Source organism: Variovorax sp. VaC1 (assembly GCF_043658315.1).
In the GTDB taxonomy this organism is placed as follows: Bacteria; Pseudomonadota; Gammaproteobacteria; order Burkholderiales; family Burkholderiaceae_C; genus Variovorax.
This window is the reverse complement of record NZ_JBIGLT010000002.1, coordinates 268371-283887: the sequence shown is the minus strand read 5'-3', so window position 1 is coordinate 283887 and position 15517 is coordinate 268371. Positions and strand designations below refer to the sequence as shown.

General features: G+C 67.8%; 12 protein-coding genes. 6 read left to right on the top strand and 6 right to left on the bottom strand.

The features are described from left to right. The first annotated feature begins 43 nt into the window (after positions 1–43). Both ACGLHS_RS08280 and ACGLHS_RS08275 read left to right on the top strand, forming a co-directional pair. Positions 44–997 carry a 2-hydroxyacid dehydrogenase gene (locus tag ACGLHS_RS08280; RefSeq protein WP_394478667.1) on the top strand — a complete coding sequence of 318 codons (954 nt, stop codon included), beginning with the start codon at positions 44–46 and terminating at the stop codon, positions 995–997. A 27-nt stretch (positions 998–1024) separates the two neighbouring features. Continuing rightward, positions 1025–2092 carry an L-idonate 5-dehydrogenase gene (locus tag ACGLHS_RS08275; RefSeq protein ID WP_394478665.1) on the top strand — a complete coding sequence of 356 codons (1068 nt, stop codon included), beginning with the start codon at positions 1025–1027 and terminating at the stop codon, positions 2090–2092. A gap of 53 nt (positions 2093–2145) precedes the next feature. Here ACGLHS_RS08275 and ACGLHS_RS08270 read toward each other — a convergent pair whose 3' ends face one another. From ACGLHS_RS08270 to ACGLHS_RS08255, 4 genes are all read right to left on the bottom strand, one after another. Further along, positions 2146–3057 (bottom strand): OmpA family protein, encoded by a 912-nt coding sequence (locus ACGLHS_RS08270; RefSeq protein WP_394478663.1) that lies wholly within the window; start codon positions 3055–3057, stop codon positions 2146–2148. Between the two features lie 32 nt (positions 3058–3089). Then, a complete protein-coding gene (locus ACGLHS_RS08265) occupies positions 3090–7361 on the bottom strand; it encodes an ESPR-type extended signal peptide-containing protein (protein WP_394478660.1) in 4272 nt (1423 codons plus the stop codon). 638 nt (positions 7362–7999) lie between these two features. Further along, the gene (locus ACGLHS_RS08260) at positions 8000–8965 is read right to left on the bottom strand and encodes a tripartite tricarboxylate transporter substrate binding protein (protein ID WP_394478658.1); all 966 of its coding nucleotides are present in this window, start codon (positions 8963–8965) and stop codon (positions 8000–8002) included. Between the two features lie 123 nt (positions 8966–9088). After that, positions 9089–9994 (bottom strand): LysR family transcriptional regulator, encoded by a 906-nt coding sequence (locus ACGLHS_RS08255; protein ID WP_394478655.1) that lies wholly within the window; start codon positions 9992–9994, stop codon positions 9089–9091. Positions 9995–10137: 143 nt separating this feature from the next. Here ACGLHS_RS08255 and ACGLHS_RS08250 point away from each other — a divergent pair, with 143 nt between their 5' ends. The 3 genes from ACGLHS_RS08250 to ACGLHS_RS08240 are packed head-to-tail and all read left to right on the top strand — an operon-like array spanning position 10138 to position 12371. Then, positions 10138–11046, top strand: a complete 909-nt coding sequence (locus tag ACGLHS_RS08250; protein WP_394478653.1) for a hypothetical protein — start codon at positions 10138–10140, stop codon at positions 11044–11046. Next, on the top strand, positions 11046–11447 hold the full coding sequence (locus ACGLHS_RS08245; RefSeq protein ID WP_093238325.1) for a RidA family protein: 402 nt from the start codon (positions 11046–11048) through the stop codon (positions 11445–11447). Before ACGLHS_RS08250 ends, ACGLHS_RS08245 begins: the two co-directional genes overlap by 1 nt. 24 nt (positions 11448–11471) lie before the next feature. Beyond that, entirely contained in the window at positions 11472–12371 is a 900-nt protein-coding gene (locus ACGLHS_RS08240) for an alpha/beta hydrolase (protein WP_394478650.1), read from the top strand. Positions 12372–12439: 68 nt separating this feature from the next. On the opposite strand, the gene ACGLHS_RS08235 is transcribed toward ACGLHS_RS08240, so the two are convergent. Together ACGLHS_RS08235 and ACGLHS_RS08230 are read right to left on the bottom strand one after the other, a co-directional pair. Next, on the bottom strand, positions 12440–13450 hold the full coding sequence (locus tag ACGLHS_RS08235) for a LacI family DNA-binding transcriptional regulator (protein ID WP_394479869.1): 1011 nt from the start codon (positions 13448–13450) through the stop codon (positions 12440–12442). A 140-nt stretch (positions 13451–13590) separates the two neighbouring features. After that, on the bottom strand, positions 13591–14727 hold the full coding sequence (locus tag ACGLHS_RS08230; protein ID WP_394478648.1) for an ABC transporter substrate-binding protein: 1137 nt from the start codon (positions 14725–14727) through the stop codon (positions 13591–13593). A 265-nt stretch (positions 14728–14992) separates the two neighbouring features. On the opposite strand from ACGLHS_RS08230, the gene ACGLHS_RS08225 reads away from it, so the two are divergent. Continuing rightward, a complete protein-coding gene (locus ACGLHS_RS08225) occupies positions 14993–15499 on the top strand; it encodes a winged helix-turn-helix domain-containing protein (RefSeq protein WP_394478646.1) in 507 nt (168 codons plus the stop codon). Positions 15500–15517 lie beyond the last annotated feature (18 nt).

The following is a 15517-nucleotide window of genomic DNA, read 5'->3' as shown; positions in this document are numbered from 1 at the left end:
CGGTATCCATCCCAATCCAAAACACCGCCAGCAGGAGAAACGCTTGACCGCTACCGCCACATCCCCGCACGTGCTGATGCCCGGCGCTTATCCGGAATGGGACATGGCACCGATGCAGGCGGCCTACACGCTGCATCGCCTCTGGGAGGCGCCGGACCGGCAGGCCTTCATTGCCGCGCACGGGCCGGGCATCCGCGCCATCGCCACACGCGGCGATCTGGGGGCCGATGCCGAACTCATCGCAGCCTTGCCCAAGCTGGAGCTGATCGCCTGCTACGGCGTGGGCACGGACGGCATCGACCTGGCCGCCTGCCGCGCACGCGGCATTCGCGTGAGCAACACGCCCGACGTGCTCAATGGCGACGTCGCCGACCTCGCCGTCGGGCTCACGCTCGCGCTGCAGCGGCGCATTCCGGCGGGCGATGCATTCGTGCGCAGCGGTGCATGGGCCCACGGCGGCATGCCGCTCACGACGCGCGTCTTCGGCCAGCGCATCGGCATCGCCGGCTTCGGCCGCATCGGCGGCACCATCGCGCGGCGGTTCTCGGGGTTCGATGCGGAGGTGGGTTACTTCAGCCGCACGCCGAAGCCCGACAGCCCGCATCGCCACTTCGGCAGCCTGGTCGCGCTGGCCGACTGGTGCGACGTGCTCATCGTCGTGTTGCCCGGCGGCGATGCCACGCGCGGCATCGTCGATGCGCAAGTGCTGCAGGCGCTCGGCCCCAAGGGCTGGCTCGTGAACGTGTCGCGCGGCAGCACGATCGACGAAGGCGCGCTGCTGCAGGCGCTGGAATCGCGCAGCATCGCCGGCGCGGCGCTCGACGTGTTCCTCAACGAGCCACACATCGACGCGCGCTTTGCGGCGCTCGACAACGTGGTGCTGACCCCGCACCATGGCAGCGGCACCGAGCAGACGCGCCGTGCCATGGGCGAGCTGGTGCGCCGCAACCTGGCGGCCCACTTCGCGGGCCAGCCTCTCATCACCCCCGTGGCCTGATCGCCGGAAAAAAGAGAAAGACACACCATGCGTTTGCGTTGCATGTGCCTCGTGATCCACGCGCCCGACGACCTGCGCCTGGACGAACAGGACGCCGGCGAGATCGGCCCCGGCCAGGTGCTGGTGAAGGTCGGCATGGGCGGCATCTGCGGCTCCGACCTGCACTACTTTCACAACGGCGGCTTCGGTACCGTGCGCATCAAGGAGCCGATGGTGCTGGGCCATGAAGTCGCCGGCACCGTGGTCGCGGTGGCGCCGGGCGTCGAGAGCGTGCGCATCGGAGACAAGGTGGCGGTCAACCCCAGCCGGCCTTGCGGCGCCTGCAAGTTCTGCCTCGAAGGCCTGCCCAACCAGTGTTTGGACATGCGCTTCTACGGCAGCGCCATGCGCATGCCGCACGTGCAGGGCGCCTTTCGCAACATGCTGCTGTGCGAGGCCACGCAATGCGTGAAGGTGGCCGACCACGTGCCGCTGCGGCTGGCGGCGCTGGCCGAGCCGTTCTCGGTCGGTCTGCACGGCGTATCGCGTGCCGGGCCGCTGCTGGGCAAGCGCGTGCTGGTGTCGGGCTGCGGGCCCATCGGCGTGCTGGCGATCGCGGCGGCGCGCGCGCACGGCGCGGCGGAGATCACCGCCACCGACGTGGTCGATGAGCCGCTAGCCATTGCACGCGCCATGGGCGCCGACCGGACGATCAACGCCGCGCAGGACAAGGGCTGGGTCGCGCGCCATTCGGCCGACAAGGGCACCTTCGACGTGATGCTCGAATGCTCCGGCAACGAGCGTGCATTGCGCGACGGGCTGGAGGTGATGCGCCCGCGCGGCGTGGTCGTGCAGCTCGGCCTGGGCGGCGATGTGAGCATTCCGCAGAACATGGTGGTGTCGAAGGAGCTGAGCATCTGCGGCTCGTTCCGCTTCCATGCGGAGTTCGCGCTCGCCGTGCGGCTCATCAACGAAGGGCGGGTCGATCTGTCGCCGGTGGTGACGCACACCTTCCCGATGCTGAAGGCGCGCGAGGCCTTCGAACTGGCGAGCGACCGGAAGCAGGCGATGAAGGTGCTGATCGACTTTGCGGATACCGCGGCCGCCATTGCCTGACCTCGTGTCTGTCGCGTCCGCAACGCCGGCACTGCCAGCGCTGCGGCAGCGCCTTATTGCCCCGAGAGCACCTCGATGTCCACGCGGCGGTTCGGCGCGAGGCAGTCGATGAGTTCGGCTCGCCGGGCCTGTGCGCAATGCACCTTCGGCTCGGATTCGCCCCTGCCTTGCACCTGCATGCGCTGCGCCGGCACGCCGGCTTGCACCAGGTAGTCGCGAACGGTGTTGGCGCGCGCCAGCGAGAGCGCCTGGTTGTAGGGCTTGCTGCCGAGCCGGTCCGTGTGGCCCGTCACCCTGATCGCACCGGCCGATCCGCTGTCGCTTCGGATGTCGCGTGCCAGTGCGTCGAGCTTGCGCCGTCCTTCCGGCAGCAGGTCGTCGAGCGAGCGGCCGTCGAAGCGGAACAGGCCGTCGGCGCCGAGCGTCGTCTTCGCAGGCGCTACGACCGTCGGCCGCACGGTCGCGACGGGCTGCATCGCCGCGGGCGGCGGCTTGAGCAGGTCCGCGCAGCCCGCGCCCTTCCAGTACATGCCGTGGGTCAGCACGTCTGCGTTGAAGCGAACCATGTACTGGCAGGTGATGTAGTCGGGGCCGGCACCCGTGCGGAAGTGAAAGATGTAGTTCCACTCGCGCACGCCAGCGAGCCCTTCGCTGAAATGCGGAAAGCCCAGCAGCCCGCGCACCTGGTCCTTGCCCATGCCGGTGCGCATGGCGCGCAAGGCCTCGAGGCTCGGGAACGCGCCCTGCTGCCATTTGGCGGAGCCCGGCGCGGGGAAGTCGTCGTCCTTCGGCGGTGCCGGGTTTTCCGACGCGGCGCGGGCCTGCATCTCGGGCGTGATGGTGTAGCTCGGGCTGGCGCAGCCACCGGCCAGCAGCGCCACAAGGCAGAGCGTGGCGAGCGGCGTGGCACGAACCGCGAAGGCAGTGAAAGGGCGCTGGGCTTGGAGAAGAAGAGGCTTGTTCATGATGGAGTTCGTCCGGTTCATCTGTATCGCGATCAGTTGAAGACCCATTCCGCGCCGACGGTGGCGCCCACCCCCGCACGGCTGGTGGCCACGCCGCCGGTGATGCTCCAGGCGTTGTTTTCGGAGGTGCGACGGAAGCTGATGCCCACCGCGCCCTGTCCCTTGAACGAACCCACACCGATGCGCATGGCCGTCTTGCCCGGCACGTAGCTCGCGGGCATCTGCAGCGCCATGGCCGCGGCAACGCCGGCGTAGGCGTTCTTCTCGACACCGTCGATGCGGCTGTTGACCGCGTCGATGCGGTTGTTCAGGTTGCTGTTGACGGCCGTGAGCTGGTTGACGTTGACGGCGTCGGTGCCCGCCACGCCCGGTGCCACGTTGTGCACCGTGACTGGCCCGGTGGCATTGCTGCCACCCATGGTCACGCTGTTGTAGTTGACCGAGCCGTCCACGTTGGTGTCGTACTTGACGGTCGACTGATCGATCACGGCCACCGTGCCCTGTACCCCTCTCAACTGCGAGACGTTGACCGCGTCGCTGTCGGCCGTGCCCGCCGCCACGCCGGTGATCTGCCGGAACTGGCCGTTGGCGGCATTGCCCACCGACACGGCCGCCAGCGTGCTGGTCGTCGCGCCGATGGCAATGCGTTGCGCGTCGGTGGCGGTGGGCGGCACGTAGCCCGCGACACCCGCGCCCGTCGAGGCCACGGAGCCCGCGCCCAGCGCCACGCCGCCGGCCTGCGTCACGCTGCTGCCTGCGCCCAGTGCCACGCCTTGCACGGCCGCGGCCGACGACTTGGTGCCCAGCGCGATGGAGTCGGCCAACTGCGAGTTCGCGGCCTGCCCGATCGCAATGCCGCCCGGCGCGCTCTGCTGCACCACGGCGCCATTGCCGATGCCCACGCCGTTGTTGCCGTTGACCACGGTCTGCGGACCAACCGCCACCGACTCCGCGCCGATGGCCAGCGAGTCGGCCGCCGTGGAGTTGGCGTGGAAGTACTTGATCGGCGTGACGGCGAACGACTGCAGTGCGCCGCTGAGCTGGCGCACCGTGACCGCGTCCTGCTGTTGCGTGCCGTCGGCTACGTTGGTGATCTGGCGGTACGTGGTGGCACTGCCGACAGAGAGGGCACCCAACAGCCCACGGTCGGTCGTGTTGAAGGGGATCAGCGAACTGCCCGCGGGAATGTTGCCGATGCCGGTGGCAATCGCGCGGTCGGAGACGGCGCCTGAGCCGAGGGCGACCCCGCCGTTGACGGTCGCGCTGGCGTCCTTGCCCGACGCGATGGCATCGGCGCCTGTCGCGCCCAGGTTGTTTTCGTTGCCGCCGCCGGTGGAGTTGACGCTGTAGTACCTGATCTTGTTGGCAGTGACCGTGGTGCTCAGGTTCTCGATCGACTGGTTGGTGGCGAACAGCTGCGAGCCGTTGATCGCATCGGTCGACGAGCCGGAGATCCTGCCCGCCGCGACGTTGGTGATCGTGCGTTCGCCACCGACCGTGCCGACGCTGATGGTGCCGATCGGCGAGGTGCCCTGGAAGTTGTAGGTCGTGCCGTTGATCGTCGTGCTGGGGGTTCCCACGGCCGCTGCGGTTGCGGAGTTCGCACCCAGAGCCACGCTGTTGGCGTCGCCCGCCGTGGCGCCCAGGCCGATGGCTACTGCCGAATTGCCGGCCGCCGTCGCGTTCTTGCCCGATGCGATGGCGTCGGTGCCTGTCGCGCCCAGGTTGTTCTCGTTGCCGCCGCCGGTGGAGTTGACGCTGTAGTACCGGGTCTTGTTGGCGGTGACGGTGGTGCTCAGGTTCTCGATGGCCTGGTTGGTGCCGAACAGCTGCGAGCCGTTGATGGCATCGGTCGAGGTGCCGGAGATCCGGCCCGCCGCCACATTGGTGATCGTGCGTTCGGCGCCCACCGAGCCGACGCTCACCGTGCCTGTTGGCGTGATGCCCTGGAAGTTGTAGGTCGTGCCGTTGATCGTCGTGCTGGGGGTTCCCACGGCCGCTGCCGTTGCGGAGTTCGCGCCCAGGGCCACGCTGTTGGCATCGGCCGCCGTCGCGCCCAGGCCGATCGCCACCGCCGAATTGCCGGCCGCCGTGGCGTTCTTGCCCGATGCGATGGCGTCGGTGCCCGTCGCGCCCAGGTTGTCTTCGTTGCCGCCGCCCTTCGAGTTGACGCTGTAGTACTTCGTCTTGTTGGCCGTGACGGTGGTGCTGAGGTTCTCGATGGCCTGGTTGGTGCCGAACAGCTGCGAGCCGTTGATGGCATCGGTCGAGGTGCCGGAGATCCGGCCCGCCGCCACGTTGGTGATCGTGCGCTCGGCACCCACCGAGCCGACGCTCACGGTGCTCGTCGGCGTGATGCCCTGGAAGTTGTAGGTCGTGCCGTTGATCGTCGCGCTGGGGGTCGGCACGGCTGTCGCCGTCACCGAGCCCGAGCCCAGTGCCACATCGCGCGCGTTGTTCGCCACCGCCGTGTCGCCGAACGCGACCGCGCCCGCGGCCAGCGCCTTGCTGGTGCTGCCGATGGCGACGCTGCCTTGTCCGACCACGGTGTTCTGGTAGCCGATGCCCACCGCGCCCTGTGCCGGTGTGCCGGCCGTACCGACCGCCTGGCCGCCGCCGCCCACCATGTTGGTGTTGCCCACTGCCACCGAGCCGTTGCCGGTGGCGGTGTTGTCCAGGCCGTTCGCGACGGCGCCGTTGCCGGTGGCGGTGTTCGGATCGCCGATGGCCACGGCGCCATTGCCGTTGGCAACGTTGCCCGAGCCGATGGCCACGGCCTTGCCGCCGGTGGCCGTGGAGCCGTTGCCGATCGCCACGGCATCCGTGGTGTCGGCGACGGTGTTGTTGCCCATCGCGATGGCGTTGAGCGCGGAGGCCTTGGCGCTGTTGCCGATGGCGACAGCCTGCGTGCCCGACGCATTGGCGAGCGCGCCCACCGCGGTGGCGTTCTGGCCGGCTGCCAGGGTGCCGAATCCCAGTGCGGTTGCGCGTGCGAGGGTCGCCGTGGCGTTGTTGCCCATCGCCACGGTGCCGTCGGCCGCGGCGTTGGCGCCCGACCCCGTCGCGACCGAGCCGATGCCGCTCGAGACGGCCTGGTTGCCCAAGGCCAGCGAGAAATCGGCCGAGGCATTGGCAAGGTTGCCAAGCGCCGCCGAACTGGTGCCCGCCGCGTTGGCCCGTGTGCCGATGGCAGCGGAATCGGTGCCTGTTGCCGTGCTGCCCCAGCCGCCTGCAAAAGCGCGTGTGTTGCTGGCTGTCGAACTGACACCGACGGCCGTGGAATTCGCTCCCGAAGCATTGGCGAAGGTACCCAGGGCGCTGGCGCCGGCTGCGTTGGCCTGGGCGGCGGCGCCGAGCGCGACCGCGTTGATGTCGCGCGCAACCGTGCCGGACCCCAGGGCCATCGCCGCGGCGCCCGAGGCCACGGCGGTCGGGCCGAGCGCCACGGCGCTTCCCCCGGTCGCCTGGCTCTGGAAGCCGATGGCGGTGGCGTTGTTCTGCGAGGCCGTCACGTCGGTGCCGATGCCGATGGCACCAATGGCCGTGGCGCCGGTTCCCGGGACGGTGCGCGAGCCGAGATAGATGGAGTTGAGTTGGGACGCGACCGACTGGAAGCCGACGGCGATGGCGTTCTGCGCGGTAGCCTGGGCGCGGGTACCTTGCGCGACGGCGTCCAGCACGGTGGCTGTGGCCTGAAAGCCAAGGGCAACGGTGCGCAATGCAGCCGCGTTCGCGCCGAAACCCAAGGAAGTGGCGCTTTCTCCGCTGGCGATGGCCTGCGTGCCCACGGCCACGGTGTTGGTGCCGCTCGCAGTCACGTCGGTGCCGATGCCGATGGCGCCGTCCGCCAGCGCGCCCGTGGTGGGGCCGGTGCGGGCACCCAGGTAGATGGAGTTGGCGCCCGTGGTGTAGGCCTGAAAACCCAGGGAGATGGAGTTCTGCGCAGAGCTGAGGGAGTTGTATCCCACTGCGAGCCCGCCGAGCACTTGGGCCTGCGCGAGAGAGCCAAGCGCCGTAGCCCCAATCCCTGAGGCCTTGGATTGGAAGCCCATGCATGAAGCGGTGCCGTTGTACGCGTTGAAGGGCAGTCCTGAGCAATCCACCGACTGCGCCTGCGCCAGCGCGGACCACCCGATCCCTCCAACGGCCAACAGCGCACTCACGAGGCCCGTGCGCATGCGGCTGGTGGGGCGTGATGCAGCCACGCAGCTTCCGCCGCGTTTGCCGCGGGCGCGCGTGTTTTCCGACGCCGCAACCCAGGCGCCAAGGGATTCATTCCAAAGCGAGCGATAGCTTGTGTTCATGAGTCCATCCATCCAATTAAGAAGTTCATCGAATGGTTTTTGAACCATTCTGGTGCATTCATTTTTTAATTAATGATTGCAAACAAATGTTAATTCGAATGGATGGATGCAACGGGCTATGTCGTTTTTTGGAATCGTTTTCCAAAATTACTTATGTTTTTTATTATTTATTTATGTTTTAAACTAATACAAAGATACCAAAGAATTGTTTTATTACCACATACTAAGTCATTGATCAATATGACTTTTTGTTTTAGTTATAGATTCGCACTAAGTGACAGAAAAATGACGAAGAAAAAACGCCGCATCAATTTGGTGCGGCGTTTGGCTTGGAGGTTTTCTCTATTAATTGATGGTTATTAATGAATAGTGATACGATTTAATTAAATCCGAGAAGAACACCAGATCGCAAAGCGCGGCTCGGTTGTGAACCGTCAAGGGGTTCTTTGCCGGTCTGGGCGTGGGTGTGGTGATGCGCGTTCTATCGAGTCCAGCCATGCCGCCCAACAGGGGGCTGACAAACGCATCCATCGGGTGCCGCGTCTCGCGGCCGTCCCCGAAGAATCAGCAGTTCAGCGAAGCGCGCACCTCGGCCATCGCGGCCCCGACGCACCCGTGCCGCCGCCTCGCTTCCAAGGTCAGGGCGCCAATCCCGCCGTCTTCACCACCGAGGCGTACTTGCCCGCCTCTTCGGCCACGTAGGCCGAGAACTGCGCGGCACTGCGCGCATCGGGTTCGGCGCCGATGTCGCGCAGCCGTTGCGCCAGCACCGGGTCTTCGAGGACACGCGCCATGGCCGCCGAGAGCTTCTTCAAGACCGGGGCCGGCACCTTGGCAGGCGCGAACACACCGAACCACGCGCTCACCTCGAAACCGGGCAGGCCGCTTTCGGCGACGGTCGGCACGCCCGGGAGCAGGGAGCTGCGCTGGCTGCCCGTCACCGCCAGCGCCTTGAGCTTGTGCGAGGCGATGTTCGGCAGCGAAGTGGTCTGCAGGTCGAACATCAGCGGGACATGGCCCGCGAGCACGTCGGCCAGCGCGGGCGCGCTCCCCTTGTAAGGCACGTGCAGCAGCTTGATCTTCGCGGCCGACGCGAGCATCTCGCCGGCCAGGTGGTTCGACGTGCCGGGCCCCGCGGACGCGTAGCTGATCGACCCGGGGTTCTGCTTCGCAGCCGCGATCAGGTCGCCCACGTTGGCGTAGCCCACGCCCGGGTTCGCCACCAGCACGAAGGGGATGGAGGCCAGCGCGCTCACCGGCACGAAATCTTTCAGCGGGTCGTAGCCCGTCTTCGACATGGCGGGGTTGATGGCCTGGGAGCTCACCGTTCCGAGCAGCAGCGTGTAGCCATCGGGCCTGGCTTCCGCGACGAAGCGCGCGCCGATGGCGGTGCCCGCACCGGCCCTGTTCTCGACGATCACCGGCTGCCCGATCTGCACCGACAGTTTCTGGCCGACCGTGCGCGCCAGGATGTCGGCCGACCCGCCGGCGGGGTAGGGCACGACGATCGTGATGGGGCGCTCGGGATAGTCCCCCGCCAGCGCCGGCACGGCGGTGCTGGAAGCGAGCAGCAGAACGGCAAGCAACTGGCGAAAGGATTTCATCGGGGAGCTCCATGTGGGAAGCCACATGGTGCGAACGCCGGCGCCAGTCTGTCCAATACGTTCACCGGCGGCGGCTCATACACCACATGAATCACCGCGGCGTTCGGGCATGGCTTGCGCAGACTACCGCTTCGCGACTTCCACCGTCTTGCGCGCCACCGAAAGAAAGGACTGCACCACCGGGTTGTCGTTGTGGCTGCCGTGGGCGAACACCAGCTGGTAGGTGGGAGGAGGGCGCGTGTCCACGATTTCGAGGAAGACGACGTCGGCCATCGTCAGCATGCGCATCGACGCCGGCACCAGCGCGATACCGAGCCCACCGGCCACGAGCGTCAGGATCGACTGCATCTGCGCCGCCTCCTGCACGACCTTGGGCAGGAAGCCGGCCGACTGGCACGCACCCAGCAGCGCGGCGACGAAGCCCGCGCCTTCCGAGGCCGGGAACGAGATGAACGATTCCGCCGCCAGCGCCTTGATCTTCACCGAGCGCCGGCTCGCCAGCGGATGGCTGCGCGGCACCGCGATCACGAACTTCTGCGCCTGCAGGTCGACCAGCGTCAGGTCGCGCGCCTCGTACACCGGGCCCACCACCAGCGCGAGCTCGACCTCGCCCTTGCGCAGGTCTTCGAGCTGGCGCGCGGTGGTCTCGGCGGTCAGCCGCAGTTGCACGGTCGGGTAGTCGTGCTGGAAGCGCTTGAAGATCGCGGGCAGCACATCGAGCGCGGCACTCGGCACGAAGGACAGGCGCAGCGAGCCTTCGAGCCCCTGTGCCGCGCGGCGTGCACGCTCGGTGGCCGCCTGGGCCTGCTGCAGCAGGCGCTGCGCATCCTTGTGGAAGACCTGGCCGGCGGGCGTCAGGCGCACGTGGTGCCGGCTGCGGTCGAACAGCATCGCACCGACCTGCGTCTCGAGGTTGCGCATGGCCACGCTCAGCGGTGGCTGCGACATGTGGAGCCGGATGGCGGCACGGCCGAAGTTCAGCTCTTCGGCGAGCACCACGAACTGGCGCAGTTGCCTGAATTCGATCATGGGCGTGGAGATACCTGCGGCGAATGACGAGCCACTTTAAACAGTATTGGATGTATGAGCACGGCCTTCCTAGCATGGCCGTTCGTCTTGCAGCCCCTTCCTCATTCATCCATTCATCCATCAACCCACGACGGACATCGCCCATGCAGCCCTCATTGCTCGAAGAGATCCCTTCCGTGCCCAACCCCTACCCCGTGGTCTCGAAGATGGAATATCCCGAGGTCTGGCGCCTGTGCACCCAGGCGCGCGAACTGGCGTGGGACCCGGTGGCCGACATCGACTACAGCGACCTGCAGAAGGCCGACCTGCCGCCCGAGGTCCGGCAGGCGGGCGCCGAATGGTGGAGCCTGCGCGCCTGGATGGAGCATGGCGCGACGCCCTATGGCGCGGAGCGGCTGCGCGATGCGATCTTTGGGCACCAGCCCTTCGAGATCAAGCAGCACATCACGAACTTCATTGCCGAGGAGTTCCGCCACCACGAAGCGAGCTTTCGCATCGCCGAGCACCTGGGCGCCTACGAACCCACGCCGCGCGCCGACTACTTCCGCGACATCATTCCGCGCTTCCATGACGAGAAGGACGAGCGGGCCATGAGCTTCTTCGCCGGCCTGTCGGTCAATACGCTGTTCGAGCAGCTGTCGGGCGAGTTGCTGCAGGCGCGCTACGAGAACGCGCGCTTCGACTCGATCCGCGAGGCCTGCCGGTTGATCCTGCGCGACGAGGCGCGGCACATCCAGTTCGGCCGCATCATCATGCGGCGCTTCTTCGGCGAGCTGCCGCCCGACGAGAAGAAGACCATCGGCATCAAGGTCGCGAAGAAGCTGCGCGGCAGCCTGCTCAACGGCGTCTATGCGGTCGTGAACCTGCCCGAGGACGAGCGCCGGCGCTCCGGCCGCAACCGCGCGCTGGCGGCCGACCACGGGCTCGGCGCCACCCATCCCGACGAAGAGATGGGCATCATCAAGCGCGGCGTCGACAAGATCCGCGAGGACATCGGTGCCTACGGTGTCGAGATCCCGTTCATTCCCGAACTCGACGCGGCGGTGCACTGATGACGAACACGCTCGCCACCCGCATTGCACCCCCCGATGTTCCGCCGCCCGGCGGCCCCTACAGCCACGGCATCGCAGTGAGCGGCGCCGGCACCTGGCTGCACATCGCCGGACAGATCGGCGTGGCCGCCGACGGCAGTGTGCCCAACGACTTCGAGGCCCAGGCACGACAGGCCTGGACCCACCTCGTGGCGGTGCTGCGCGCCGCGGACATGGACGTGTCGCACCTCGTCAAGGTGACGACCTTCCTCATCGACGGCAGCGACGTCCGTCGGCTCGGGCCGGTGCGCGCCGCGTTCCTTGGCGAAGCGCGCCCGGCATCGACCTTGCTGGTGGTGCGGGCGCTGGCCGATCCGGCGTGGCGCGTGGAGGTCGAGGCATCGGCCTTCCGGCCCGGCTGAGCGCAAGACGAAGCGAGGCCAGGCATGCCGAGCGACAGACCCGACGCGATCGACCGGTTGCTGCGCGAGACCGGTCCGGCGTGGCAGCAGGACATCCGTGCGGCCGGCGATCGCGTCAAGGCCGCGTACCTGCCCTTGCTCATGGCGGCGCCCACCGACGGTTGCGAAGTGATCCGCGACCTGCCCTACGGCACGCATCCGCGCCAGGTGCTCGACGTCTACCGGCCACGCGGCGCGCGCCATGCGCCGGTGGTGATGTTCGTGCACGGCGGCGCCTTCGTGCGCGGCAGCAAGGACATCAACGCCGCGATGTACGGCAACGTGCTCGCCTGGTTCGCGCGCCAGGGCTGCGTGGGCATCAATGTCGAGTACCGCCTCGCGCCCGAGGCCGTGCATCCCGAAGGCGCACGCGACCTGGCCATGGCCTGCGAGTGGGTCGTGCACCACGTCGCCGAACATGGAGGCGACGCCGATGCCGTCTGCCTCGTCGGGCATTCGGCGGGCGGCACGCATGCGGCCAGCTATGCCTGCGACCCGGGGCTCGGCTTCATGGGGCGGCACCTGCGCTGCCTGGTGCTGGTGTCGGCCCGCCTGCAGGCGGATGCGCTGCCCGAGAACCCGAATGCGGCCGGCGTTCGCGCGTACTTCGGCGACGACGCGACCGCCTATGCGCACCTGTCACCGATGGCGCATGCGCACCGGCTTGTGCTGCCCACCTTCGTGGTCCATGCCGAGTACGAAAACCCGCTGCTGGATGTCTATGCCACCGAGTTCGCGTGGCGCATGGCCGAGGCGAGGCGCGTTGCGCCGCGGCACCTGAGTGTGGCCGGGCACAACCACGTGTCGATCATGGCCCACTTCAACAGCGGCGAGCAGTGGCTTGGCGAGCAGATCCTCGCGTTCTTCGAGGCGGCGAATCGTTGATGCCGGCTGGCAACGCGACGCGGCGTGCGAGGGCTCTTTCGCGCTTCTAAAAAAAACCCGAGCCCGCTTCAGGAGCTCTCCCGCTGCTCGACATGGAACGGAATCATCACCGTCTCGGCAGGCGGCCGGTGCCCGGCCCGCATGCCGTCGATCACCCGCAGCAGCAGTTCGCCCGCCGCCTTGCCGATGCCCACGCAGTCCACCGCGACGGTCGTGATGCGCGGATGGCAGGCGCGCGCGACTTCGAAGTCGCCGAAGCCCGCGATAGCGATGCGGCCCGGCACGTCCCAGCCCTGGCGCTGGCATTCCATCAGCGCGCCGAAGGCCGAGAGGTCGGACACGCAGAGCACGGCGTCCACGTCGGGCCATTGCCGGATCAGTTGCGCCATCGCCTCGCCGCCTTGCGCCATCGAGATCGGCGGCTGGCCGAAGCTGATGACGCGCCCGCCGGGCAGGCCCAGCTCGCGGATCGCCTGCGCGTAGCCGTGCTGCCGGTCGGCACCGCGCGTGTCGCGGTTCGAGGTGCCGCCGATGAAGGCGATGCGCCGGTAGCCTTTGCGGTGCAGGTGCCGCACCATTGCGGCAGCGGCTTCGGCATTCGAGAAGCCGACCGTGTGCTCGATGGGCGTGGCGGGCAGGTCCCAGGTCTCCACGACCGGCACGCCGGCCGCCTGCAGCATGGCGCGCGCGGCGGGCGTGTGCACGCCGCCCGTGAGGATCACGCCTTCGGGCCGGCGCGCGAGCATGGCGCGCAGCAAGCGCTCTTCGGTCTCGACGTGGTAGTCGGTGTAGCCCAGCAGCACCTGCAGGCCGCGTGCTTCCAGCGCCGCCGTGATGCCCTGCGCGGTCTCTGAAAAGTTGGAGTTGTTCAGCGACGGGATCAGCACCGCGATGAAGCCCGAGCGCTTGCTGGAGAAGGTGCGCGCCGTCTGGTCGATCACGTAGCCCATCTCTTCGCAGGCCTGCAGGATGCGCTGGCGCAGCGCCTGCGAGGTCACGCGGTCGCTGCCCACGCTGCGGTTGAGCGCGCGCGAGACCGTCATCTTCGAGACGCCGACGCGCGCGGCCACGTCGGCCATGGTCGCCGGGCGGGAGAGGGGGGCGGGGGCTTTGGTCGGGGGCAAGGGGCGCTCTCTGGGAATCGGGGTCGAGGATATGCGACAGCGCCGGCAAGATGCCGGGAACGCCCGAAACGGGAGCAGGGGCCCGTCCGCCTTCCCTAGCGGATGTACTTGCCGTTGCGGTTGATCATGGTCAGCTCGACCATCGCCGAGCCCTGATGGTTGGAAGGTGAGAAGCGGACGAACATGCCACCCAGGTCGACCTCGCGCATCGATTCCAGCGCGGCCATGAATTTGGCGCGCGTGGGGTCGGCGCCCGCGCGCTGCAGCGCCATGACGAAGAGCTTGGCCGTGATGAAGCCTTCGAAGCCGCCATAGGCGATGGCGCCGGAATTGCCCGCCTCCTGCAGCGCCTCGCGGTACTCGCGCGTCAACGGCAGTGCGTTGTTCCATGGCGAGGGAACGATCTGCGAAACCACAACGCCGTTGCCGTCCGCCGCCAGGTCGTGCGCGAACTCGTTCGAGTTGACGTTCGACAGCAGATAGAACTGCGTGCCCCGCGCGCGTGCCCTCGTCTGTTTGATGAAGTCGACGCAGGCGCTGGGCGTGCATGCCATCACGATGGCGGCGGGCGATGCGGCCGCGAGCGTCTTGCTGGCGTCGTCGACCTTGAGATCCTTGCGGCTGTAGCTGGCCGTCGCGACGGCCTTGAGCTTGTTCCTGGCCAGTGCGTTGGTGAAGCCGGCCAGGCCATCCTTGCCGAAGCTGTCGTCCTGGTAGAGCACGGCGATGCTGTGGATCTGCTGCACGACCAGCTGGTCGATGATGGCGGCGGCCTCCTGCTGGTAGCTCGCGCGCAGGTGGAAAACCAGCGGGTTGAAGGGCTCGCGCACCGACTGGGCGCCGCTGTAGGAGCCCACCATCGGCACGCCATGGCGCGTGGCCACGGGAATGGCCACCTCGCTGGTGGGCGTCGACCGGTAGCCGAACAGGGCGAACACCTTGTCCTGCGTGATCAGCCGCTCGGTGTTCTCGATCGTCTTCTTCACGTCGCGGGCGTCGTCGTAGGTCTTGAGTTCGATCTGCCGGCCGAACACGCCGCCGCGCTTGTTGACGTAGGCGAAGTACGCAAGGGCGCTGTCGGTGTTCTCCCTGGCGATGGCCTGGCCGCTGAATTCACTGGAAACCCCGAGCAGGACGCTGGTCTTGCCGATCCCGTTTTCCGCGTGCGCGAACAGGGAAAGAAGAAAGGTTGCGGCAGCCAGCGCGCAACGGTGTGAGAGCCGAAGGTGCATGTAGTCCTCGCTGATGCGGTGCGTGTATCGATGCGCGGAAGGACGCCCCGGCGGCCTTCCGGCGGCGGATCGTATCGCCGGGGTGCGGTGCGATCCATCTATGTATCCGCAGGGAGCTTGCGGGGGTCTTGCGCACCGGCCGATGGCCCGGGAAAACCCTTGGGACTTTCTGCGTGGACCGACAGCTGTTCGAAAGTCTCGCGTGGGTATCGTCCTCGCGTCACACATCAGACCCCCTGGCTGCACCAATCAAGGAGACAAGAAGATGTCGATGAATCCCGGCCGTTCGTCGTGCGAGGCAAGACCGGAGAAACCCGGCGCCATCTGTTTTGGCGGCTTCGCCTGGCACGCCGGCACCGGCGTGCTGACGAAAGACGGCGTGGCGGTTGCGCTGACCGACGGCGCCTGCGCCATGCTCCACGCGCTGGTGAGCCGCCCGCGACAGCCGCAGTCGCGCGAGGCCCTGGCGGAACTGACGCGCGCATGCGCACAGGAGCCGCTCACCCGCAGCATCGACCTGCAGATTTCCCGGCTGCGCAAGGTCATCGAGCCCGACCCGCTCGCGCCGAGGTTCATCCAGACCGTGCGGGGCCTGGGCTACGTGTTCGAGCCGAACGGGGCCGTGCGGTGCTGGTCGTCGTCCTCGGCGCGGTCGCCGAGGGCGTACCCGGTGTCGACGCCGGTGTCGTGGTGTTCGCTGTCGCCGGCACTGCGCATGGAGGACGCCCGGGCCGAGGCCGCGCAGCCCGCGATGAACGCCGGTCTTTCGTAGTCGCGCTGCTTCGCTGCC